Origin of the sequence: Butyrivibrio sp. LC3010 (genome assembly GCF_000424385.1) — a bacterium.
Classification (GTDB): Bacteria; Bacillota; Clostridia; order Lachnospirales; family Lachnospiraceae; genus Butyrivibrio.
Genome location: NZ_AUJU01000003.1, coordinates 1 through 25424, shown reverse-complemented (window position 1 = coordinate 25424; position 25424 = coordinate 1). Strand labels below are relative to the sequence as shown.

Here is a 25424-nt window from a genome sequence, read left to right as displayed (position 1 = left end):
ATTAGCAGATGTTAAAAGAAGCCATTAAGAACGTTCTTATTAACAACAGAAAACGTGGTTACCAGAATAAGGTCAATGAGTGTAAAAATGCCTATAACATCTGGGAACACCGTCAGGAGAAGCACCCTGTATTTATTGAAAACGGGGAGGCTTCTGAAGTTACGGGGAGACTTCAGCTGACTACGGAGATTGTATCCTATACTAAGGTTTGGAGAGAATCTGATCCTACGGCCACTGCTGAGAAGATCCTTATTTTCGTGAGCCCAAAAGGAAGGCTCGCAGGACATGCTGTTGAAAATATAAGACGTTATTTTGAGGCACATCCCGAGATCAACGTTGTTTACGGCGATGAGGATGAAATGGTGAGCAGGGGTAAATACGGACACCCGTACTTTAAACCTGACTGGTCACCTGATACATATCTTAATGCATTTTATATTGGCAGTGTATTTGCCTGCAGAGCAAATACCTATGAAGCCGCTGCAGCAGAGTATGACAATGCTCTGCGAATGCTTGGAGGAACCACGGGAGTTAAGAAAAATACCCCGGAAGCCTTGGGACGTGAAGCAAGTATGCTTTCTGCGGACGTTTTATTCTGCATGCTCGCGATAGAAGAAAGAGCTTTTGGAAAGAGAAAAGATATGTCATTTCCTATAGGACATATTGGAGAGATACTCTTCCACAGAAACTCTGAGACGGATGTATTTTATGGAAGAGGATTTCATAATTCCAGGCATATGCTTATGAAACCCACTACTGTGAGTATTATAATTCCTACAAAGGACCATCCGGACATTCTTTTTCAGTGTCTTAAATCGATAGTTAATACTACTCATGAGAAGAATATTAAATATGAGATAGTGATAGTTGATAATGGAAGTACTGCTTATAATCGTGTGAGATATGGATCTTATATAAGCCAGATTGATAAGATCAATGGTCTGATCAATATTTCGTATCTATATAAGGTTGAGAATTTTAATTTTTCACATATGTGTAATCGTGGAGCATCAAGGTCCGGCGGTGAATACCTGCTTTTCCTGAATGATGATATTGAAGCCACTCAGGATGGATGGATGCGGGAGATGCTTTCACAGGCGCAGCTTCGTCATGTCGGAGTTGTTGGTGCCAAGCTCCTTTATCCTGACAGTGATCTGATTCAGCATTGCGGAATCACTAATGTAAGGCTTGGCCCTGTTCATAAGCTCCAGAAAATGCACGATCAGAAATCACATTATTTTGGATTTAACAGAGGAATTCATAATCTGATAGGTGCTACAGGCGCATGCCTTATGATCAGCAGAGAAAAGTTTAACGAGGTCGGAGGATTTCCTGAGGAATTGCCGGTTGCGTTTAATGATGTTGATCTGTGCTACAGTGTTTTTGAGAAGGGATATTATAATGTATCCTGCAATCACATAAGCCTCTATCATCACGAGTCATTAAGTCGAGGGCTTGATACTCTGGATATTAAAAAGATGGAGCGCCTTGCCCGTGAGTATGAAGTGCTTATGAAGCGTCATCCCGGTTTTTACAATAAGGATCCCTTCTACAGTGGTTATCTTACTGATGATGAGACTATAAGCGCAATAATTCCATGTGAAGACTTTACACCGGTAACGGATATACCCTATCACAGCATCAAGGTTCATGAGGATGGATTTGTTGATGCAAGAGAGGATGCCTGCCTCAGGGTTGGTGTTGAATATGCCGGAACTATGGAAAACTGGATGTATGGAATCAGAGATGGAGAGGCCTCCGATGGCTACTTTATCAAGGGATATAGCTTTGTTATCGGTTCAGACAATGCCTTTTTCGAAAGAAGGCTTGTACTAAGACAGGTTGAACGATCCGATGAGGGTGCAAGGCCGGTTTCTTCTATAGTTTACAGTATGCCGGTATATACATGGTACAGACCTGATATCAGACTAAGACTTCAGGATCAGATAGATGTGGACCTGACCGGATACAAAGTGCGAATTGCAACCGGGAAGCTTTCTCCCGGATATTATCAGGTCGGTATGGCAGCACTTGATCAGACCGGAAGCCTGAAATTGATTAATTGGGTACCAAATTTACTTAAGGTGAAATAATGACTGACAATACAGAATTTGATTTTAAAACAGCATATGAGAAGGAAAAGCTTAAAAGTGCTGATCTTGCTCAGAGAATAGCAGATCTTGAAGATAAGAATCAGGAACTGGAATTTAAACTAAACAGAATTAAAAATAATCCTATCTGGAAAGCCAGTACTCCTGCCAGAAACGCCATGCATTTTGTTATCAGACAAAAGGACAGAGTCAAGAATGCAGGATCTGTCAGAGGTGTTATAGCAAAGCTTAAGTACAAACAGATTGAGAGAAAAGCGAAGGTTCATTATGGAACAGAGAGCTTTCCCTCAGAGGAAACTATAAGGATTGAGAGAGAGACCAGATTTGATAATATGCCTCTTATCAGTATTCTTGTTCCTCTGTATAACACACCTGAGAACTTTTTGAGAGATATGATCGAGTCTGTTTTAAATCAGACTTATACAAACTGGCAGCTGTGTCTGGCAGACGGCTCAGATGCCGAGCATGCATATGTAGAGCAGATTGTAAAGGAATATCAGAAGGATGAGCGGAGCGGAAAAGGTATATCGAAAGACTCCGGAATTTTATATCACAGACTTGAGAAAAATACAGGTATTTCCGGAAATACCAATGAGTGCCTGAAGCTTGCATCCGGCGAATATATAGGCCTTTTGGACCATGATGATATTCTGCATCCTGAGGTTTTATATTATTACGTTAAGGCTATCAACGAAGAAAATGCAGATTATCTTTACTGTGATGAGGCCACTTTTTCAGGCAAGAGCATTGATCACATGATAACAATGCATTTTAAACCTGATTATGCACCTGATAATTTAAGGGCAAATAACTATATCTGCCATTTTAGTGTATTTAAACGTTCACTTTTGGATGGGACCGAGCTTTTCAGATCCAAGTTTGATGGAAGCCAGGATCATGATATGATTCTCAGGCTGACAGACAACGCGGAAAAGATAGTTCATGTACCAAGACTTTTATATTATTGGAGATCCCATGCCGGAAGTGTGGCATCAGATATCAGTGCCAAGAGCTATGCCATTGATGCGGCAAGAGGCGCAGTGGCTGATCATTTAAGAAGACACGGCTATGATCATTTTAAGATCAGCAGCACAAGGGCATTTGAGACTATATTCAAGATAGCATATGAAGTCGAAGGAATGCCTAAAATATCGATAATTATTCCTACATGTGAGCACATGGAGGATCTTAAAAGGTGTCTCACATCAATATATGAAAAATCGACCTATGATAATTATGAGATCATACTGGTAGAAAATGGCAGCAGCTCAAAAGAAATAAAAGCTTATTATGATGAACTTAGAAACAGCGCGATGAGCTCTGTGTTAAAGATTGTGGATTACTATGATGATAAGAATAATTTAAATCCGGATGGATCAAGACCGGCGTTCAATTATTCTGCGGTAGTTAATTATGGAGTAAAGAATTCTTCAGGAGACTATATTCTATTGCTGAATAATGATACTCAGGTAATAACCGTGAACTGGATGGAAGAGCTTTTGATGTATGCCCAGCGTAGTGATGTTGGTGCAGTTGGAGGAAAATTATATTTCCCCAACAGAAAAATTCAGCATGCAGGAATTGTTTTAAGACTTGGAGCTCACAGAACGGCAGGACATTCACATTATGGGCAGGAGGGAATGAACCTTGGATATATGGGAAGACTCTGCTACGCTCAGAATGTATCGGCTGTCACAGGTGCATGTCTCATGGTATCAAGACAAAAGTACGATGAAGTCGGAGGATTTGACGAAGGATTTCAGGTTTCATTAAATGATGTTGATTTTTGCCTCAAATTACGGGAAAAAGGGTATCTCAACATATTTACACCCTTTGCAGAGATGTATCATTATGAGTCCGCTTCAAGAGGTCTTGATCTTGAGGGCGAAAATGCCAAAAGATATGATAAGGAATCAGAGCATTTCCGCACTAAATGGAAAAAAGTTCTCGATAAGGGAGATCCGTACTATAATCCGAACTTCTCACTTGACAGAAGCGATTTTTCGCTAAACGTCGAAGGATATAGCAGTCTGAGAAATTCATGAGCACGAAAAGAGCCACGAAGTGACTTTTTCGTTCCTATGATTGTTGGGAAGTATTATCTTGATTTTTGCTTTCAGTAATGATTTACTAAGTATATTGAGGTTTAACCTCACTTATAAGGAGGAAGATGATGAGTGAAGCAATGAAACAGCTTGAATATTGGCTGAATGATCCTTACTTCGATGAGGAAACAAAGAAAGAGCTGACAGCTATCCGTAACAATGAGGATGAAGTTCAGGATAGATTTTATCAGGAGCTTGAGTTTGGTACAGGTGGTCTGCGTGGGGTTATCGGAGCAGGTACTAACAGAATGAACAAGTATGTAGTACGTAAGGCTACACAGGGACTTGCAAACTATATCAAGAAAAACGGTGGTGCTGATGGCGCTAAGAGAGGTGTGGCTATTTCATATGATTGCCGTAGATTTTCACCTGAGTTCGCCGATGAGACAGCAAGATGTCTTGCAGCTAATGGTATAAAGGCTTATGTTTTTGATGAACTTAGACCTACTCCTGAGCTTTCATTTGCTTTAAGAAAGCTTGGATGTATTGCAGGTGTAATGATAACTGCAAGCCACAATCCGCCGGAATACAACGGATATAAAGCTTATTGGGAGGATGGCGCACAGGTTACACCTCCTCACGATACTGGAATAATCGGAGAAGTTAAGGCAATAACTGACTATAATGACGTAAAGACCATGTCCAAAGAGGACGCAATGAAGGAAGGCCTTTATGAAGTTATAGGCAAGGAAATTGATGATGCATATATGGTAGAGCTTAAAAAGCAGATCATTCATCTTGATGTTATCAAGGAAATGGCTGAGAAGCTCACAGTAGTATATACACCTTTCCATGGAACAGGTCTTGTACCAGTAAAGAGAGTACTTGCTGAGCTTGGATTTAAGAATGTATTTATTGTTCCTGAGCAGGAGCTTCCGGATCCTGAGTTTACTACACTGGATTATCCTAATCCTGAGGATCCTAAGGCATTTAAGCTTGCTCTTGAACTTGCAAAAGAGAAGGATGCAGACATCGTTCTTGCAACAGATCCTGATGCAGACCGTCTTGGTGTTTATGCTAAGGATACAAAGACAGGCGAGTATGTAGCATTCACAGGTAATATGTCCGGTATGCTTATTGGAGAGTATATTCTTCGTGAGAGACAGGCTACAGGTACAATGCCTGAGAGACCTGCATTTGTTACTACAATAGTTACAACTAACATGGCTAAGAGAGTAGCTGATAAGTACGGCTTACACTATATCGAAGTTCTTACAGGCTTCAAATATATAGGCGAGCAGATCAGACTTTTTGAGGAAAACAATCAGTCATACAATTATGTATTTGGACTTGAGGAAAGTTATGGTTGCCTTGCCGGAACACATGCCCGTGACAAGGATGCTATTGTTGCAGTTATGATGCTCTGCGAGGTAGCTGCATATTGCAAGAAGCATGATATGACTCTTTGGGATGCTATGATCGACATGTATGAAGATTATGGTTATTACAAGGAAGGTCAGTATTCAATCACTATGAAGGGCATTGAAGGTGCAAAAGAGATAGCTGCACTTATGGATAAACTTAGAAGCAATCCGCCTAAGAAATTTGGTGATTGGACTGTTCTTGAGTTCCGTGATTACAAGACAGGTGAGACAGTTAATCCTCAGACTGGTGAAAAAGGAACAACCGGACTTCCGGAGTCTAATGTATTGTACTTTGCACTGGATGATGATTCATGGTGCTGCGCACGTCCTTCAGGAACCGAGCCCAAGATTAAATTCTACATGGGTGTTAAGGGAACAAGTCTTGAGGATGCTGAGAAGAAGCAGGAAGAATTAACAGCTGCTGTTAAGGCTCTTATAGAATAACACTAAAAATACTATTTATAGGGCTGTCAGTTTGCCTGGCAGCCCTCTTATTTTAATATGATCAATAATATAAAAAAGACAATTGCATATGCAAGAAGAAACGGAGTGGGGAATACCGTTGTTGCTGCAATGGAGAGGCTCCGCGATCAGCGCACTGAAAGCTATGATTTTGTGCCGGTTTCCGAAGAGAAATTGGAAAAACAAAGAAAATGGTACAGAGCGCTTCTTAATAATGCAGGAAAATCAAAGATGCTTCCTCTTATAAGCATACTTGTGCCCTGCTTTAATACTGACAGAAGATTTCTGCGTGAAATGATAGAGTCAGTACAGAATCAAACATACGGTAAGTGGGAACTTATTCTTGCTGAGGCACCGGTGGTTTCAAAGGGAAGACCATATTATCCTCTCACTGAAACTATAGAGGGCTATTCAACAAATGACGGCAGAATAAGACATATAAAGCTGAAAGCAAATGCAGGAATTTCAGGAAACAGTAATGCGGCGCTGGATGTCGCAAGGGGAGACTATATGGCTCTGCTTGATCATGATGATCTGCTTACTCCTGATGCCCTGTGTGAAGTTGCCATAGCTGCCATAAAAAACTATCCAAGGCTTATTTATTCCGATGAGGATAAGTGTGATGCTGAAGGAAAGAAGTTTTTCGAATATCACAGAAAAAAGAAATTTAATCCGGACCTGTTTTTGTCCAATAATTATATCTGTCACTTTACGACAATCAGGTCTGATGTAATACATACCTGCAGATTCCGGAATGAATATGACGGAGCTCAGGACTATGATCTTTTCCTGAGGGCTATTGGAAGAATCATGTGGACGTCTGATTATGAGAAGCAGATAGTACATATCTCAAAAGTGTTATATCACTGGAGAACGCATGAGAATTCAACCTCTGCCAACCCGCAGAGCAAGATGTATGCCTATGATGCCGGAAAAAGAGCTGTTCAGGACTTCCTTGATTCAAATAATATAAGGGCTACAGTATCTCATCTTAAACATGTGGGCTTTTACAGGGTTGAGTATAAGGAAGACATTTTTGATGCAAGAAAAGATGTCGGCGTAGTAGGCGGTAAGATTGTAGATAAGAACGGCACTCTTCTTGGTGGTAATTACAGAGCAGATGGAAAGATCCGATTTGATGGTCTTCCGAAGGGATTTAGCGGCGGAAGGCAACATCTGGCTGTTTTGGAACAGGATACTGATGCGGTTGACGTAAGATGTATGAAAATTCGCCCTGAGCTGAAAAACCTGTATAAAGAGATTTTTGGTATATCTTATGTGGATACAACAAAAGATAATAGTATTCGTCCTGAGATTCTGGGAACAGAAAGCGAAATACTGAATAAGTGCGTCCGTTTCGGACTGGCTACAAAACAACTTGGCTACAAAGTATTGTGGGATCCCGGATTTGAAACTATAATCTGACAGGAATCCGACGCTTATAGAGGAGATTCTAGTGTATACTGGCGAAAGAGTTACGATCATTATTCCTAACTATAACGGTGCAAAATATCTTGATGCCTGTCTGAGAAGCCTTAAGAAGCAGACTGTTACGTCTAAGGTTATAGTGGTAGATAATGGTTCGACAGATAACGGATTGGAAATACTAAAAAATGCAATGGCAAAACATGCTAAAGCATACCCTGAAGTAATTATTCACGAGCTTTCTGAGAATACCGGGTTTGCCAATGCGGTGAATGTAGGTATGAAACTTGCTAAAACAGAGTATGTCCTTCTTCTTAATAATGATACTGTTTCTGATGAGGCAATGACGGAGAAGCTTATAAAAACAGCGGATCACGATAAGAAGATTTTCTCTGTTCAGGCTAAAATGCTACAATTGAACAATCCAGACTATATAGATGATGCAGGGGATTATTACTGTGCACTGGGATGGGCCTTTTCACCTGCAAGGGATAAACATAAAGGCCGTTACAATAAAAAGAAAACAATCACCTCAGCATGCGCAGGGGCGGCTATCTATAGAAAATCTGTCTTTGAAGAAATAGGTTATTTTGATGAAGCTCATTTCTGCTATCTTGAAGATGTTGATATAGGCTACAGGGCAAGGATATTTGGATATAAGAACGTTTTTGAACCATCTGCTATAGTTTATCATGCAGGTAGCGGGACCAGCGGCTCAAGATATAACGTATTTAAGGAAGAACTTACAGCTGCCAACAATCTTTATTTTATATACAAGAATATGCCTTTTTTACAGATAATTATAAATTTACCGCTCATAGTCACAGGAATTATAATAAAGCAGTTGTATTTTTCAAAGAAAAAGCTTGGAAGAGCTTATTTCAAAGGATTAATGAGTGGGATAAACAAAATTATCCATAATAGTAACAAGAAAGTAGCATATAGTAATACGCATTTTAAAAATTATGCTAAGCTTGAATTGGAACTGCTTGTTAACTGCGTTCGCAGGCTTGTTGGATAAAATAAAATGTTATAGAATGAAATAGATATGATTAAAGATAATCAGAAAAACCTGAACATGCTGCACGTCGTTGGGGACGGCATAATTGTGGCCTGTTCCTATATGCTGGCATTTTATCTGAAATTTGAATCACCTTTTTCAGAGCCGGAGGGAGGCTACCTATCAATGGGGACATATTTTACTGCCCTCTATTTTTTGGTGCCTGCATATATGGTTCTTTACAATATGGTCAATCTCTATACGCCAAGACGTGCCACAAGGACCAGGATTGAGCTATATAATATTCTAAGAGCCAATGTTATTGGCGTTATAGGATTCTTCGTAGCGCTGTACATGGTTAAACAGGTCGATTTCTCCCGTAAGATGATAATCATGTTCGGGGTGATAAATGTCATACTGATGAGCCTCTCAAGAGTTTTGCTCCGGAGGTTTCTAAGATATATCAGGAGAAAAGGATATAATTTAAAGCATATTCTCCTTGTGGGATATTCAAGAAGCGCTGAAGGGTATATCAGTCGAATCAACAATAATCCTCAATGGGGATATGTAGTAAGCGGAATTCTTGATGATACGGTTCCGATCGGAACAACTTATCATGGGGTAAAAGTAATCTCAAAAATAGGTAAGCTTCCTGAACTTCTCGAAGAGAATGAATATGATGAGATTACGATAACTCTTCCCCTGGACAGATATGACAGACTTGAAGTGCTTGTGGATGAGTGTGAGAAATCAGGTGTTCATACAAAATTCATACCGGACTATACCAGCCTTTTCCCGAGTAATCCTTACACGGAAGATATTATGGGACTTCCGGTTATTAACATCAGATATGTGCCATTGACAAATGCATTTAATGTATTTGTGAAGAGAATCGTTGATATAGTTGGCTCTATAGTGGCAATAATTCTCTTTTCACCAATAATGCTCGCATCTGCCATAGCAGTTAAGGCTTCAAGTCCTGGACCTATTATATTTAAGCAGGAGAGAGTTGGACTTCACGGCCAGAGCTTCATGATGTACAAATTCAGAACCATGAAGCTTCAGTCTGAGAAAAGCGAGAAAAAGGGTTGGACTACAAAGGATGATCCCAGAGTAACCGGAATTGGAAGATTTTTAAGATCTCATAGTATAGACGAACTTCCTCAGTTGTTTAACATTCTGATCGGAGACATGTCACTTGTCGGGCCAAGACCGGAGAGACCTCAGTTTGTTGAAAAGTTCAAGCAGGAGATTCCAAGGTACATGGTCAAGCATCAGGTAAGACCCGGACTGACAGGATGGGCTCAGATCAATGGTTACAGAGGAGATACTTCTATAAGAAAACGTATAGAATATGATATTTACTATATAGAGAACTGGTCAATGGAATTTGATATCAGGATTCTTATAGGAACGATTTTCCATGGCTTTATAAATAAGAATGCTTACTGATTACTTTTGCTTGTATAATTATTGTTTTTGTGGCAAAATAGGGCAGTGGAAAACATAAGTTAAAGGAGATTTTTGATATGTCTAATCGCAGGAGTGGAAGCTCAGGCAGAAGAGGCAGAAAGAAGAACACAAAGAGAGCACTTGTGATTTTTGGGGTTGAAATTGTTGTTCTGCTTATACTTCTTTTTATAGTTTGGACTTTGTTTGGCAGGATTAAAGTTGATAAGGTAGGTAAGGTCAATCTTGATGAGAAGGTAATTGCCGAGAGTGTGAATACCGGAGTCGAAGAGAATGAGCAGATGACAGGCTATACGAATCTGGCACTCTTTGGTGTAGATTCTCGTGAGGGCGATCTTGATAAGAATACCAGAAGTGATACCATCATGATTGCTTCAATCAACAATGCTACAGGTGATATCAGACTGGTTTCAGTATACCGTGATACATATCTTAATCTTAGTAATGATACATATACCAAGTGTAATGCAGCATATATGGCTGGTGGCCCTGAGCAGGCTATCTCAATGCTGAATATGAATCTGGATATGGATATAACTGATTTCGTTACAATTGGATTTGGTGGCCTTACAGATGTTATAGATGAGCTTGGTGGAGTTGATATTAACATTGAAGAGAATGAGATAACTCATCTTAACAACTACCAGTCAACTATGGCAGAAGAACTCAATAAAAAATACACACCGGTTACTCAGACAGGAATGCAGACACTTGACGGCCTTCAGGCTACTGCATATTGCCGTATAAGGTACACAGCCGGTGATGATTTCAAGAGAGCTGAGAGACAGAGAACAGTTCTCATGGCTATTTTGGAAAAGGCTAAAACAGTAAACATTTCTGAACTTGAAAATGTCGCAAATAAGGTTTTTGGTGAGACATATACTTCACTTGGACTTGATGATATTGTAAAATTATTAGGAAATGTTACCAATTATAATGTAGTTGCAAATGATGGATTCCCGGTAGCGGATATGAGAGCAACCGGTACAATTGGTAAAAAGGGAAGTTGTGTAATTCCAGTAAATCTTGCTTCTAATGTTAAGTGGCTTCATGAATTCCTCTTTGATGATGCTGAATATCAGGTATCTTCAAGTGTTGAGGAATACAGCCAGAAGATCGCTGCTGATACGGATGAGTATCTTGACAGATAGAAGTTTTGAAGACTAGCCCCGGCATTTCAGCCGGGGCTTTATTTGAGCTATGAGATATTTGCGCACTTGCGCAAGCTGAATATGTACTGAAACAAGCATACTCATAACAATCCATTGGAATTTGTTTATGATTTAAAGGAGTATAATGCAGACAGTAGATGTAATAATACCAACATATAAACCGGGACCGGAGCTTTCCATGCTTATCGATGAGCTGGAGAAGCAGGCATACAGACCTGAGAAGATTATAATAATTAATACAGAGAAGCATCATCTGGTAGAAAGAAAAGACGCCATGGATACAATCGGCAAATATGACAATATAATTGTCCGTCATATTTCCAAGAAGGAATTTGATCATGGTGAGACTAGAAATCTTGGAGTAAGTTTGTCAACAGCAGATTGCTTTCTTATGATTACTCAGGATGCTGTGCCAAGGGATTATCATTTGATCTCCAATCTTATAAAAGAGCTGGAAGATCCGCAGGTAGCAGCAGCTTATGGTAGACAGTATCCTAAAAGCGATTGCAATCTGGCTGAACGCTATTCAAGAAAATTCAATTACCCTACAGAATACATTCGCAAGACAATCAAAGATTTACCAAACCTTGGGATAAAAACTTTCTTCTGTTCCAATGTTTGTGCAATGTATAGAAGAGATGTTTTTGATAAGGTAGGAGGGTTCCTTCACAAGGCGATTTTCAATGAAGACATGGTATATGCAGGAAACGCAATGTATCAGGGATATGCGATATGCTATGTACCTGATGCGGGAGTAATACATTCCCATAATTATTCCTGTATGCAGCAGTTTCATCGGAATTTTGACCTTGGTGTGTCTCAGACTGATCATCCTGAAATCTTTTCCGGAATCAAGTCTGAATCTGAGGGCAAGCGTATGGTGAGGGATACCATTAGACATTTTCAACATATCGGGAAGCTGTATCTGGTGCCTCATTATATTGTAATGTGTGGGTTCAGATTTATTGGATACAGAATGGGAAGGCGTTATAAAAAGCTTCCCAAGGCGCTTGTAAGAGCATGTTCAATGAACAAGAGCTATTGGGATAAATGATGGGTACTTTTGGGTAAATAATAATAGATGTATTTGGTGATGGACCATACAGGGGGAATACTATGGAGTCCAGATTTTCAGATGGAGATATAAAAAGCTGGGAAGAAGTCAGCCTTCTATATAATTCAGCTCTTAAACAAATAAATACAAAAATTGAGATACTAAATGATGAATTTCAAGAAGTTCACAGATATAATCCGATAGAACATATAAAGTCCAGAATTAAGACTCCTGAAAGTATTGTTAAAAAGCTTAAAAGGCACGGCTATGAATCAACACTGGAAAACATGATGAAATATATCAATGATATAGCCGGTATCAGAATCATATGCTCTTTTACTTCAGATATTTATCGTATTGCGGACATGATAAGCAACCAGCAGGACATTAAGGTACTGACTATAAAGGATTACATAATGAATCCCAAAACCAGTGGCTACCGCAGCTATCACATGATTGTTGCAGTTCCTGTATATTTGTCTGATCATAAGGCAGAGGTTAAGGTTGAGGTCCAGATTCGTACTGTTGCCATGGATTTCTGGGCAAGTCTGGAACATAAGATTCAATATAAATTCGAGACCAAGGCACCTGCAAATATAAAAGCGCAGTTATTTGAATGTGCCAGGATGGTGGCGGAGCTTGACGACAGAATGCTATCACTGAATGAAGAGATACAGTCAATAACGCTTCAGAATGATTGATATCATTTATAGATATATAAATGGAATACGTTCAGGAATCTGTGAAATAACGGATTTTTGAACGCATTTTCCTATATGCGTTCAGATAGAAATCTATATTGAAAGTAATAATTCCTCAATAATGAGGAGTGCCCAGGCACCTTTCGGCACCCGGGCTATTATGAAAAAATTTATCTATCTTTCGGAGCTACTAATAAGCTTCGCTCATGAACCTCATTTTCCTTGGTTCTGTTTAATTATAACAATCAAATATGAACAAATTATTAATAAAATTTAAACTAGACGTTAATATAAACAAAACAAGGAATTATTTCATAGTATTATTGTGCGAAATGCATAAATAATGTAATCTAGTATTTGGCTATAAAGTTTTAATTAAATAAAATGGACAGAATGCATTTGTTGACGGGAGGGGCTATGGATAATATAATGGATAAACTTGCTGGGAAAATCAGTGCGCAAGAGATAATAAATGCTAATGCTGCTGCTGAGGCGGCTCATAGAGAGCAGATTGAGAATCAGAACAGGCAATATGAAGAAGAGATAAATGTTCTTCGTCAAAATGCACATAAGCTTGAGGACAGACTGAATAATATTGAAATAGCTCTTAAGGATCTAAAGAAGGACAGAGATGAGGCAGATGTCAATGTACAGGAACTTGATAATGCTATCAGAGAACTTAAGGATAATCTGAGCGACAGACTTAATAAAAGTGACGAAGCTACTCATGATGTCGGAGTAAGAATTTACAGGAACGTCCAGGCTGCTGTAATAGATGAACAAAAGAAGCAGCTTGATGAGATTAAAGAGGATTTAAAGAAACAGATGGAATCAATCAGAGGTGAATTCACTATGCTTGTGAGACAGCTTGATTCCATGCAGAGGGCTAATAGAGCAAAGAACAGAGGTATTATGCCTTTGACAGTGATCATTCTGATCGCTACTATTGCCAACTTGGCTCTTGTAGTTCTACGAATTATAGGGTTGGTTTAAAGAATGAAGTTTTATAAGCTCAAAAAAATTCGAGTGGGCATTTTTCAGGCTACTATTATGGCGGCAATTGTCTGGGTGGTCATGATATTGCCGATTTATTCGCCGATACAAAGTTCGGGTGATAATATTTTTAAAGTTTCATTAAACGGAGTGGAAGTCGGAACACTATCGTCTAAACAAGCTGCAGAGAAATGCCTGAGGGATGCCAGAAGGCAGCTTGCTGCTGAGAGTGAAGAACTCATACTTGTGGATGCTAATCTTGAGCTTGAGGGCGATGATGTACTGTTTGGACAGATTGACTCTAAAAAAGCAGTCAGAGCCAGAATGCTTGAGGTACTCAAAAATAATATTTCGACAACACTGGAACGCTCATATACTGTTAAAATCAATAAATACTCAGTCAATCTTTCTAGTAAAGATGATGTTTTTACTCTTTTAGGGGAGGCCCTTGGAAAATACGATACAGAGGGTGAATACAAGGTTGAACTTGTAACGGACCCTACCCGTGAGGTAAATGTGCTTACATCACAGGTTGTATCAGTCGAAGAGGCCAAGAAGCAGGAAGAGGAGATTAAGCTTCCTGAGGCTGGAATTAATCAGGCAATATCTGATATTTTCAGAGAGATCAAGCCATTGATTGTCGAAAAAAGCTTTGATGATTATCAGTTGGGACTTATGTCAATAGATTTTGGTGATAAGGTGGAAGTGGTCGAAAGCTATTTGCCATCTTCAGAAATTACTGATATTCAGACTGCCATAGATGAAGTCACCAAGGATCAGGAGACTAATCAGATATACGAAATAAAGGCAGGCGATACATTAGGAACTATAGCTGAAGATTTCGGAATACCGATGAATCAGCTTATAGCGATAAATGAAACTATAGAAGATGAGAACTCAACCATAAGAATAGGAGATGAGATCATAGTTACAGTTCCTGAACCGGAACTGGCTGTTGTATATACAAAGCAGCAGTATTACGAAGAAGACTATGAGGCTGACGTTATTTACAGGGATAATGATTCCTGGTATACAACAAGGTCTGAAGTTGTTCAGGAACCCTCAGACGGTCACCGAAAAGTTGTGGCTATGGTTTCGTATGTTAATAATAGCGAAGTAGGTCGTGATATTCAAAAGGAAGAGGTGACCTATGAAGCAGTTCCCAAGATTGTAGAAAGGGGAACCATCGTTCCTCCCACATATATTAAACCTATATCTGGAGGAAGACTGTCTTCCGGATTTGGACGAAGGAATGCTCCTACAAAGGGTGCAAGTTCTTTCCACAAAGGAATTGACTGGGCAACTCCTGTAGGTACTGCTGTCATGGCATCTAATGCCGGTGTTGTAACAAGAGCCGGATGGGGACGTGGCTATGGTTATGTTGTCTACATCAGTCATTCTGATGGAAGAGAGACCAGATATGGACACTTATCCAAAATATTGGTTAAGCCCGGACAGTCCGTTTCTCAGGGACAGAAGATAGCACTTAGCGGTAACACCGGCGTAAGTACCGGCGCGCATATACATTTTGAAATACTGATAAATGGCTCTCAGGTTAATCCGCTTAATTATCTTAATTAATGGGTTCATTTTACAAATGTTTTAATTTGTGGTATAACATAAAGCGTTTATAAAATTGGGGAGAAAGTTTATCAACTAAAAGATTCACGAAGGTGTGAATATAGGAAATTATGGAAAAATATGTTATTAAAGGTGGGACACCACTTGTAGGTGAAGTTGAAATCGGTGGAGCTAAGAATGCTGCACTGGCTATTCTTGCTGCGGCTTCTATGACCGATGAGACTGTATATATAGACAATATGCCTGATGAGGCTGATACAAATGTAATGCTTCAGGCAATGGAGAGCATAGGGGTACTGATCGACAGAACAGGCCGTCATTCAGTTACAATCAATGCATCACAGGTTAGCTCATACAAAATAGAGAATGAGTTTATTAAAAAGATAAGAGCATCATATTATATGCTTGGTGCTTTTCTTGGAAAATACAAGAATGCGCAGGTCGTACTTCCAGGTGGATGTAATATCGGTCTCAGACCTATCGACCAGCATATAAAGGGATTTACTGCTCTTGGCGCGAATGTTTCAATAGAACATGGAATTATAAGTGCCCAGGCAGACAGATTAGTAGCTAACCATATTTATCTCGATATAGCCAGCGTAGGTGCTACGATCAATATTATGATGGCAGCTTCTATGGCAGAAGGGAAAACAATAATTGAGAATGCTGCCAAGGAACCACATGTGGTTGACCTTGCCAACTTCTTAAATAGTATGGGTGCTGACATTAAAGGTGCCGGTACTGACATAATACGTATTAGAGGTGTTGAGAGGCTGCACGGGACAGAGTACACGATAATTCCTGATCAGATAGAGGCAGGAACATTTATGATGGCTGCAGCTGCTACTAAGGGTGATGTCACTATCAAAAATGTAATACCCAAGCATTTGGAATCAATAAGTGCCAAGCTCACTGAGATGGGATGTCAGGTTCTCGAATCTGATGATGCAGTCAGAGTCGTAGCAACTAAGAGAATGAAGAATGTCCATGTAAAGACACTTCCATATCCGGGATATCCTACGGATATGCAGCCGCAGATTACTGTTGTACTCGGACTTGCAAGTGGTATAAGTCTTGTAACAGAATCGCTCTTTGAGAATCGCTTTAAATACGTTGATGAGCTTACCAGAATGGGAGCCAGCATCAAAGTTGAGGGAAGTACTGCAATTATTGAAGGCGTTGATCAATATACAGGTGCAGAAGTAGCAGCACCGGATTTACGTGCCGGAGCAGCCCTTGTAATAGCAGGACTTACAGCTGAGGGATTTACTACTGTGGAAGATATCAAATATATCGAGAGAGGTTATGAGGACTTTGATGTAAAACTCAGAGAACTTGGAGCTCAGATTCAAAAGATAGATTCTGACAGAGAACTTCAGAAATTCAAATTAAAGTTTGCATAACATAAATACAAACATGAATATAAACAAAAAGAATCGCTGTAGCTTACAGTGATTCTTTTTTTATCTTACAGGAAATTCCTCCGGATTTCCTATAAGATAAAAACACTCCGTGAGGATGCGCACTCGCGCGATAGGAATATGTTGCTTGAAGCAACCGCGCTCGGCGCGAGAATTTTGCAAGCAAAATTCTTATTTTAGTAGAAAAACCAGTGAGTTTTTCACAAGCTTCGAGAGAACTATGTAACTCCGATAAGTACAATATTTTCGGACTTGGTGGAGTTTGTTTGGTAAGGCTTTTTCATGCTAACTTATAAATAGGTTTTAGAGAAGATCCATAATAAAAGGAATATGCCTATAAGCTACAGTTACAGTATTTTTTCTATGTATAGATCAGGATGCTGCGTAAGATCAAGATATTCATCATTGATTTTTATTGTAGGCCTGCTGAGATGAGCGCGATTTATGAATATGATTTCTCCTTCACGGCCATCGCTTAATTTCACGCGGTTTAATAAGTATGTATTAACGATATTCTGAAGAAATGTCATTATAGCATTTGTGTCATACTTCTGAAGCCCTTCATTTTCAAACATTTCAATTGCTATAAAGGGACAAAGTGAATCCCTGTATACACGGGCAGAGGTCATGGCATCGTAAACATCTGCGATGGCCACACATTTTGCGAAATAATCTATCTGAGGCCCGCGAAGATGAGCAGGATATCCTGTGCCATCGCACCGTTCATGATGCATAAGCGCGGAATTTTTCACATGGTCACTCAGATTCAGATCGGTAAGGATCATATACCCCTGAGAGGGGTGGGTCTGAACCACAGAGTACTCATCAGAAGATAAACCTGATGGTTTGGTTATTATTTCATTTGGAATTAGAAGTTTTCCTATATCATGAAGAAGACCTGCCTCTGTCAGGATCAAAATGTCCTCTTCGCTCATTTTAAGCCATTGACCTAAAATGTTACATATCATGGCTACGCTTATACAATGTACATAAGTTGCATCATCGTAACAGCGGAGATTATGAATCATGTCGAAAAGATTTGAGGAGCTGCTCCCTTTGTGCAGTAATGCATAAATTGGAGAAATGATGGAATCAATATCAAACTTCTCTTTATCGTTTATTAAGTCTTCTATACCGGATTTGAATTTGGTTGCGCAATCCTCAAAGTCCTTTTTGAACTCAATGAATTCAGCAGTCTGTCTGAGACTGGCTGCATAGGATTTGTTATTATCAAAAGAAGCAATCAAATCTTCTGAAGAATCTTCAACAAGCACACTTTGTATAGAATAAAAGGTCAACTTTGTGATGGCTTGATTATCCAGAACATATTCTTTTGGTAAGATCAATTGATTATTATCATGGGCATATATGTTATCAGATAAAACCATGCCCGGAACAAGTTTTTTTGTAATCAACCTTTTCATAAAGAAGGCGCCTCATTGACTGTTTTTTAGTGAACGTAAATACAAATTAATCTTAGGGTTCGCTAGTATAAAAGTCAATAAAGACGCCATTTTCATGCTATTAAAAAACAATAAATAATATATAAATTGCAGGTTTAAGCTTCTGTTCCTGTCTGAATTTTTCTGTGAGATGCCAGTTCTGAATTCTTGAGCACTGGACTGAGCTTTTTATAAACCAGAGCTGTAATTGCACTAAGTACGCCACCTTTAATAAGGTTAATGGGAGCAACAGCGAAAAGCACAAATGTAAACAGATTGTTTATAGCCGGATTAATGGCTGTTCCCATTCCAATAAGTGCATCAAGTGGCATTCCATAAAGCTTGGCAAAAGCAGGAAGAAGATAGAATGCGTTGAGAGAGCTTCCTACTATTGTGATGATCATAGTTGCTACCAGGCATGAAATAAATGCTGTCTGGCGGTTCTTTTTGAAAATATAAATGATTGAAGCGGGAAGTACATAGCTGCATCCAACAACAAAATTTGCCAACTCACCGATAAATGCTGTCTGTGTTCCGTTAAGTACAAGATTGAGAAGGATTTTTATAAATTCAATCATTACACCGGTCATGGGGCCAAAAGCAAAACCTGCGATCACTGCCGGAAGATCTGAGATATCCAGCTTGTAGAAGCTTGGTGCAAAAGGCATCGGAATTTCAAAGAGCATGAGCACTGCTGAAATTGCTGAAAAGATGCCGATGATGACAAGTTTTCTGGTACTCATTGTGCCTGAAGAGTCACCGGTTTTTTTAGATACATAGTTCTCTGCAATTCTTGCTGCTATAAACATGGCAACGATAAGCATGAGAAAAATCGCTACAAGAAGAGTGTTTTCTGCGATTGAAGCTAATAAATTGTTTTTCATGGTTTTTTTCCTCCAGATTAATGTCGGGGAGGATTATGATTAGATTACGTACGCTCTATTAATAAAAAAGAATCAACATAGATGTTGATTCGGGACAAAATAAAACGACATCTTCTATCATCCAGACTATACTGTCGGTTTTGGAATCTCACCAAATCGGCCGTAAAAACGGTTCGCGGACTTCTGATGCAAGCAGATTATCAGCAAAACATTTCTGTTTCGATGTCATTAATGAATGATTAAGCTGACATACAAAATAAAAAGCTTCTCAGTTACCGCCGGTAGGGAATTACACCCTGCCCCGAAGATTATATTTTTATGTCATCATTATATAGCAGAAAGTGAATACGTCAATACCTTTTTGGCTCCCGACTTGCATTTTTTGGATGGCTGGAATATTCTGATTATATGAATACTATATTAGAAACATACTCAGCGGAGGAAACCTTCGCATTTGGAAAAAGAATTGGAGAGACTGCTGCGCCCGGATCGGTATATACACTGATCGGGGATCTTGGTGTGGGTAAAACCGTATTAACTCAGGGAGTGGCAGCAGGTCTTGGAATCGAAGGACCTGTAAACAGTCCTACCTTTACGATACTTCAGGTTTATGATGAGGGGAGGATACCATTTTATCATTTCGATGTTTACAGAATAGGCGATGTGAGTGAAATGGATGAGATAGGATATGAGGACTATTTCTACGGAAAAGGAATATGCTTCATTGAATGGGCAAATCTGATAGAGGAAATCCTTCCTGAAAAATATATGGAGATAATAATTGAAAAAGATCTGATGAAAGGAACAGATTATCGCCGAATAACATTAAGAACGATTGAGAGATAGAAAATGAGAATACTTGCATTAGATACATCGGGCCTTGTTTGCAGTGTGGCTGTTATGGAGGATGACAAACTGTTATCGGAGTTTTCCATACAGCATAAGATTACGCATTCAGAGCTTTTACTTCCTATGATGGACGAAATTAAAAAACGTATAGCACTTGATTTAAATACAATTGATGCTATTGCGATTGCAGCGGGACCCGGATCATTTACAGGACTTAGAATAGGATGCGCAACAGCTAAAGGACTATGCCTCGCCATGGATAAACCACTGATTGCCGTGCCAACCCTTGATGCAATGGCATATCAGTTTTATGGTAATGAACTCGTTATATGTCCAATGATGGATGCCAGAAGAAGCCAGGTTTACACAGGCATATATACTTTTGTCCCTGAAAAGGAAAACGAAAAGCATAGTGAAATCTATTTTTCTATGAAAACAATAAAACCTCAGAGTGCAATGTCTGTTGAGAACATAGCAGGTGAACTTAACATGCTTGGCAAAACGGTTGTGCTTCTTGGTGATGGAGTACCGGTTTATAGGGATAAGATTGAAAAACTGTTGACAGTCAACTATATCCTTGCGCCTGCTCATATGAACAGACAGAGAGCTTCAGCGTTGGCTTCTCTGGCGGAAATATACCTTCGTGAAGGCAAAACAGTAGATGCTGACAGCTTTTCTCCTGAATATTTGAGAGCCTCCCAGGCTGAGCGTGAAGCTGCAGAGAAAAAATCTGCAATGAAATCATCCTCTGAAGATTCAACTAAGCTGGAAAAAAAGAGTAAAAGTGAATCCATTTACATAAGAGACCTTAGGGCAGAGGATATAACATACGCTGCAGAACTGGAAAAAGCCAACCTCGGTAAAGAAGCATGGACTGAAAAACAAATACTTGAAGCAAGTACACGGGATGACACGGTTTATCTTGTTGCAGAAAAGGTGGGAAATGTAGTAGGATTATGCGGCGTGCAAAACATCCAGGGAGACGGAGAAATTACAAATGTGTCTGTATCCCAGGAATGCAGGGGAGCAGGAATCGCCTCTATGATGCTTGAAAAACTACTGCTTAGAGGAAAAGCTATAGGATGCGAGAACTTTACTCTTGAAGTCAGAGCAGGAAATGCACCGGCAATAGGGCTGTATGAAAAACTTGGTTTTGTGAATGAGGGGACCAGACCTGGATTTTATGATGATCCGAAGGACGATGCTATAATATATTGGAAGAGAAATAAAACGAATGATTGATGTATGTCTACTTGGAACTGGCGGCATGATGCCACTGCCAAACAGATACCTTACAGCTCTGATGGTCCGTTATAACGGAAAGAGCTTTTTAATTGATTGCGGAGAAGGGACACAGATAGCCTTAAAGAAAAGCGGATGGAGTCCTAAACCCATAGATATGATCTGTTTTACACATTATCATGCAGATCATATTTCCGGATTACCCGGAATGCTTCTTACTATGGGCAATGCCGAAAGAACAGAACCACTTCTGGTCGTAGGACCCAAAGGGCTTGAACGTGTAGTTAAAGCGCTGAGGACAATCGCGCCGGAACTTCCTTTCCCTATTGAATATCACGAGATCAATAGCGATAGTGACCAGATCATAATACCTGATATGCCGGAATTTAAAATCAATGCATTCAAGGTAAATCATAACATTACATGTTATGGATACTCCATGCAGCTGGACAGGATTGGAAAATTTAACGTCGAAGCTGCCAAAGCAAACAATATAGAACAGAAATACTGGAATCCTTTGCAAAAAGGCGAGATTATACATACTGAGGATGGCAGAATCTTCACACCGGATATGGTTCTTGGAGAGGCAAGGAAGGGCATACATCTGACATATGTCACAGATACAAGGCCCACCGACAGTATAATTAAATATGCCGAAAATTCAGATTTATTTATCTGTGAAGGAATGTACGGAGAACCTGAAAAACTGCAGAAAGCAAAAGAAAACAAACATATGACAATGTATGAAGCTGCTGAACTTGCAAAGAAGGCAAACGTTAAAGAAATGTGGCTTACACATTACAGTCCGTCACTTGTTAATCCAAAGGAATATCTCCCTAAAGTAAAGGAAATTTTTTCTAAATCAATTGCAGCCAAGGACGGTAGAAATATCACATTAAAATTTGAAGACGAATAACAGATCATATTTCTTTTGAGGAGGAATTATGGACGAGTCTACGAAGAATAGTATTTTTAAAACCGTGTTGCTTATGTTTCTTGCAGCAGTTGTAGGAATATCTATATTTGTTGTTATAACCAGAAATGGTAAGAACACAAATACTACAACAGAGGACCAGGTGCTTACAGAGGTTCAAAAAATAACAACCATTGACCTTGCAAAAAGCTATCCGAAAACTCCTCCTACTGTTGTGGATCTTTATGCCCGGACCATGAAGGTTCTGTATAAACAGACATATACTGACGAAGAATTTGATAAAATGGCAGCAATTCTTGCGGGTATATTTGATTCAGAATTTCTGCTGAATCAGAGCAATTGGCCGGATGGACTCAAAAATGAAGTAGACGAAAAAAAGAAGGGTGACTATTCTATCACCAAATATGAAGTATTGACATCGGATCTCCAGGAAAAGAGAGATAACGGTGAAGAAATAGCAAATGTACTCGCAAAAATCAATTTGCGACATGGAACATCCACTACTCCATATAACTATTTGTTTGTTCTTCGAAAGGATTCAGAAGGACTATGGAAGATAATGGGTTGGACAGTTTCAGAAATAACGGATGAAGAGCAGTAAATTATGGATAATAAAAATGTAGAAAAAATTGAGCGCCGTACCGAAGAGGACGGCGTAATATTTATGTCGATTAAGAACGAGAACGACATTGAAAAAAACAAAGCTGATGATATAACAATACTGGCAATAGAAAGCAGCTGCGATGAAACAGCGGCTGCCGTGGTCAGAAATGGCAGAGAGGTGTTGTCAAATATTATATCTTCTCAGATAGCTTTACATACAATTTATGGTGGGGTAGTACCCGAGATAGCCTCCAGAAAGCATGTAGAAAAAATAAATGGTTGTGTGCGTGCTGCATTGGATGAGGCAAAGCTCAGGCTTGAAGATATCGATGCCATAGCAGTAACATATGGTCCCGGCCTGGTCGGAGCCCTGCTTGTTGGTGTTTCAGAAGCCAAAGCCCTTAGCTTTGTTACAGGAAAACCGCTTGTTGGAGTGCATCATATAGAAGGACATATCTGTGCTAACTATATAGAGGACAAGACATTAGAGCCGCCGTTCATTTGCCTTGTTGCTTCTGGAGGACATTCACACCTTGTCTATGTGAAAGATTATGGTGAATATGACATTATTGGTCAGACACGTGATGACGCTGCCGGTGAAGCTTTTGATAAAGTTGCAAGAGCGATAGGGCTTGGATATCCCGGTGGACCCAAGGTGGATGCTGCTGCAAAGGAGGGGAATCCGGAAGCAATACACTTTCCTAGAGCAAAAACCACTGAAAAATCATATGACTTTAGTTTTAGCGGACTTAAGTCTGCAGTACTGAATTATCTTAACCAGGCTGAAATGAAAGGAGAGAGCGTAAACATAAATGATGTGGCTGCTTCTTTCCAGAAGGCAGTTATAGATGTTCTTACTGAGCACACAATAGAAGCAGCGGCTGAATATGGATGCAATAAGATAGCCATAGCTGGTGGCGTTGCTTCTAATACAGCGTTACGTGGACGATTGGAAAAAGAATGCAAGGACAGAGAATATACATTTTACAGGCCTTCACCGGTATTATGCACTGATAATGCAGCAATGATCGGAGCAGCAGGCTATTATGAGTTTTTAAAAGGGGTAAGAAGTGGGATGGATTTAAATGCAGTACCTAATTTACCTCTTGGAAACAGGGAAAGAAGATATCATGGCAGATCATAAGAAAAAATCAACAGCGATAGTTTTAGCTGCAGGAAGCGGTAGCAGAATGCATAGCGACATAAAAAAGCAGTATATGCAGATAGCAGGGAAACCACTTTTTTTATATGCACTTGAAGTGTTTGAAAAAAGCTTTGTTGATGAAATCATTCTTGTATTACCGTCAGAAGATATTGAATATGTAAAAAAAGACATAATAGGTTCGCGTAATTTCACTAAAGTTAAAGCAATGATTCCGGGTGGCAGCACTCGTTACCACAGTGTAAGAAATGGCCTTAAAGCAGCTTCAGGGGATACAGAGATAGCGTTTATTCATGATGGAGCAAGACCATTTATTGATGATATGATTTTGGAGAGAGCTTATGATGCAGTGATGAAGTATGGAGCATGTGTAATTGGCATGCCTGTAAAAGATACCATCAAGATTGCAGATTCCGAAGGCTTTGCCGAAATGACACCTGACAGGAATCATACCTGGCTTATACAGACGCCGCAGGTTTTTGTTTATGATGAAATATCAGAGTTATATGAAGAACTTGTCAGAAATGAAGAGGACCTGATTTCAAAAGGTATAAACATAACAGATGATGCCATGGTAATGGAGACATTTGGAAAACGGAAAGTAAAGCTGGTTGAAGGATCATATGACAATATTAAGATAACCACTCCTGAGGATATTATTCTGGCTGAATCAATATTAAAAAGAAAAAGCTGAAGTAAAAATTAAATTCCAACTTAAGAAAGATGCTTCAAAGAGTAAAAGTCACACTTTGAGAAAAGGGAAAGAAAAAAATAAAATATAAAAAGAAAAAATTTAAAAATAGTGTTGACATTATATGCACATATGGATATAATAAATTTCGCTGCTGAGGTGTGCAACACTTCACAGAGAAAATTATAAATGGAGCGATATCGAAGCGGTCATAACGAGGCGGTCTTGAAAACCGTTTGGCGGCAACGCCACGAGGGTTCGAATCCCTCTCGCTCCGCTCAAAATTAAAGAGTGAAGAGATGAAGTCAACACTTTTGCAGAAGTACTCAAGAGGTTGAAGAGACACCCCTGGAAAGGGTGCAGGTCGTTAATAGCGGCGCGAGGGTTCAAATCCCTCCTTCTGCGTTCCTCATCAATATGATGAGATTGTACTTTGACAATGAAATAGTAATGCAACCCTGAAAATTCCAAAAAGAATATTCAGAGAACAAAACAACCTAACTAAAGGTAAAACGGACAGAACAAAAGCCAAGCTTAAGTTCTGGTCAGAAGACGAACGATCTTAAACAGAGATGTTTGAGAAACATTTAAACGTGAGAGTTCGATCCTGGCTCAGGATGAACGCTGGCGGCGTGCCTAACACATGCAAGTCGAACGGAAGATTATCGCTGATGAAGCTTCGGCAGAATCTTGATGATCTTTAGTGGCGGACGGGTGAGTAACGCGTGGGCAACCTGCCTCGTACTGGGGGATAACAG

The 25424-nt window shown here is 39.6% G+C and carries 20 protein-coding genes, 2 tRNA genes, 1 rRNA gene and 1 riboswitch; of the genes, 21 read left to right on the top strand and 2 right to left on the bottom strand.

From position 1 onward, the window contains the following. Positions 1 to 8: 8 nt before the first annotated feature. The 12 genes from G622_RS0103160 to G622_RS0103105 all read left to right on the top strand — a co-directional run bounded on the left by G622_RS0103160 (position 9) and on the right by G622_RS0103105 (position 16841). Positions 9 to 2093, top strand: coding sequence for a glycosyltransferase family 2 protein (locus G622_RS0103160; RefSeq protein WP_026509468.1), 2085 nt, complete (start codon positions 9 to 11; stop codon positions 2091 to 2093). Beyond that, on the top strand, positions 2093 to 4156 hold the full coding sequence (locus tag G622_RS0103155) for a glycosyltransferase family 2 protein (protein ID WP_044957035.1): 2064 nt from the start codon (positions 2093 to 2095) through the stop codon (positions 4154 to 4156). The genes G622_RS0103160 and G622_RS0103155 overlap by 1 nt, the downstream gene beginning before the upstream one ends. A gap of 128 nt (positions 4157 to 4284) precedes the next feature. Next, complete coding sequence (locus tag G622_RS0103150; protein WP_026509466.1) at positions 4285 to 6024, top strand: phospho-sugar mutase; 1740 nt, start codon at positions 4285 to 4287, stop codon at positions 6022 to 6024. 57 nt (positions 6025 to 6081) lie between these two features. Next, positions 6082 to 7467, top strand: coding sequence for a glycosyltransferase (locus G622_RS21475; protein WP_049945660.1), 1386 nt, complete (start codon positions 6082 to 6084; stop codon positions 7465 to 7467). A gap of 31 nt (positions 7468 to 7498) precedes the next feature. Next, positions 7499 to 8488 (top strand): glycosyltransferase family 2 protein, encoded by a 990-nt coding sequence (locus tag G622_RS0103140; RefSeq protein WP_026509465.1) that lies wholly within the window; start codon positions 7499 to 7501, stop codon positions 8486 to 8488. A gap of 27 nt (positions 8489 to 8515) precedes the next feature. Then, positions 8516 to 9919, top strand: a complete 1404-nt coding sequence (locus tag G622_RS0103135; RefSeq protein WP_026509464.1) for an undecaprenyl-phosphate glucose phosphotransferase — start codon at positions 8516 to 8518, stop codon at positions 9917 to 9919. Positions 9920 to 9996: 77 nt separating this feature from the next. Further along, positions 9997 to 11088, top strand: coding sequence for an LCP family protein (locus G622_RS0103130; protein ID WP_044913875.1), 1092 nt, complete (start codon positions 9997 to 9999; stop codon positions 11086 to 11088). Positions 11089 to 11233: 145 nt separating this feature from the next. Beyond that, positions 11234 to 12163 carry a glycosyltransferase family 2 protein gene (locus G622_RS0103125; protein WP_026509462.1) on the top strand — a complete coding sequence of 310 codons (930 nt, stop codon included), beginning with the start codon at positions 11234 to 11236 and terminating at the stop codon, positions 12161 to 12163. Between the two features lie 62 nt (positions 12164 to 12225). After that, the gene (locus G622_RS0103120) at positions 12226 to 12864 is read left to right on the top strand and encodes a GTP pyrophosphokinase (protein WP_026509461.1); all 639 of its coding nucleotides are present in this window, start codon (positions 12226 to 12228) and stop codon (positions 12862 to 12864) included. A 417-nt stretch (positions 12865 to 13281) separates the two neighbouring features. Further along, the gene (locus G622_RS0103115) at positions 13282 to 13857 is read left to right on the top strand and encodes a hypothetical protein (protein ID WP_026509460.1); all 576 of its coding nucleotides are present in this window, start codon (positions 13282 to 13284) and stop codon (positions 13855 to 13857) included. Positions 13858 to 13914: 57 nt separating this feature from the next. Continuing rightward, positions 13915 to 15438 (top strand): M23 family metallopeptidase, encoded by a 1524-nt coding sequence (locus G622_RS0103110; protein WP_242832946.1) that lies wholly within the window; start codon positions 13915 to 13917, stop codon positions 15436 to 15438. Between the two features lie 110 nt (positions 15439 to 15548). Beyond that, the gene (locus tag G622_RS0103105; RefSeq protein WP_026509458.1) at positions 15549 to 16841 is read left to right on the top strand and encodes a UDP-N-acetylglucosamine 1-carboxyvinyltransferase; all 1293 of its coding nucleotides are present in this window, start codon (positions 15549 to 15551) and stop codon (positions 16839 to 16841) included. Between the two features lie 365 nt (positions 16842 to 17206). On the opposite strand, the gene G622_RS0103100 is transcribed toward G622_RS0103105, so the two are convergent. Both G622_RS0103100 and G622_RS0103095 read right to left on the bottom strand, forming a co-directional pair. Then, positions 17207 to 18283, bottom strand: coding sequence for an HD-GYP domain-containing protein (locus G622_RS0103100; protein WP_026509457.1), 1077 nt, complete (start codon positions 18281 to 18283; stop codon positions 17207 to 17209). A gap of 134 nt (positions 18284 to 18417) precedes the next feature. Beyond that, positions 18418 to 19185: an ECF transporter S component gene (locus G622_RS0103095; RefSeq protein WP_044913879.1), complete on the bottom strand. Its 768-nt coding sequence runs from the start codon at positions 19183 to 19185 to the stop codon at positions 18418 to 18420. Positions 19186 to 19290: 105 nt separating this feature from the next. Beyond that, positions 19291 to 19498: riboswitch (FMN riboswitch) on the bottom strand. Positions 19499 to 19593: 95 nt separating this feature from the next. Here G622_RS0103095 and tsaE point away from each other — a divergent pair. From tsaE to G622_RS0103050, 9 genes are all read left to right on the top strand, one after another. After that, positions 19594 to 20031, top strand: coding sequence for a tRNA (adenosine(37)-N6)-threonylcarbamoyltransferase complex ATPase subunit type 1 TsaE (gene tsaE / locus G622_RS0103090; RefSeq protein ID WP_026509455.1), 438 nt, complete (start codon positions 19594 to 19596; stop codon positions 20029 to 20031). Between the two features lie 3 nt (positions 20032 to 20034). After that, positions 20035 to 21276: a tRNA (adenosine(37)-N6)-threonylcarbamoyltransferase complex dimerization subunit type 1 TsaB gene (gene tsaB, locus G622_RS25140; RefSeq protein WP_026509454.1), complete on the top strand. Its 1242-nt coding sequence runs from the start codon at positions 20035 to 20037 to the stop codon at positions 21274 to 21276. Next, positions 21269 to 22192 (top strand): ribonuclease Z, encoded by a 924-nt coding sequence (locus G622_RS0103080; RefSeq protein ID WP_026509453.1) that lies wholly within the window; start codon positions 21269 to 21271, stop codon positions 22190 to 22192. Before tsaB ends, G622_RS0103080 begins: the two co-directional genes overlap by 8 nt. Positions 22193 to 22220: 28 nt before the next feature. Then, positions 22221 to 22811 carry a DUF6715 family protein gene (locus tag G622_RS0103075; protein WP_026509452.1) on the top strand — a complete coding sequence of 197 codons (591 nt, stop codon included), beginning with the start codon at positions 22221 to 22223 and terminating at the stop codon, positions 22809 to 22811. A 63-nt stretch (positions 22812 to 22874) separates the two neighbouring features. Continuing rightward, positions 22875 to 23957, top strand: coding sequence for a tRNA (adenosine(37)-N6)-threonylcarbamoyltransferase complex transferase subunit TsaD (tsaD, locus tag G622_RS0103070; RefSeq protein ID WP_196814172.1), 1083 nt, complete (start codon positions 22875 to 22877; stop codon positions 23955 to 23957). Continuing rightward, entirely contained in the window at positions 23944 to 24669 is a 726-nt protein-coding gene (gene ispD / locus G622_RS0103065) for a 2-C-methyl-D-erythritol 4-phosphate cytidylyltransferase (RefSeq protein WP_044957032.1), read from the top strand. Before tsaD ends, ispD begins: the two co-directional genes overlap by 14 nt. Positions 24670 to 24857: 188 nt before the next feature. Further along, positions 24858 to 24943, top strand: a tRNA-Ser gene (locus G622_RS0103060). 39 nt (positions 24944 to 24982) lie between these two features. Beyond that, a tRNA-Ser gene (locus tag G622_RS0103055) sits at positions 24983 to 25071 on the top strand. A gap of 184 nt (positions 25072 to 25255) precedes the next feature. After that, a 16S ribosomal RNA gene (locus tag G622_RS0103050) occupies positions 25256 to 25424 on the top strand; the annotation flags it as partial.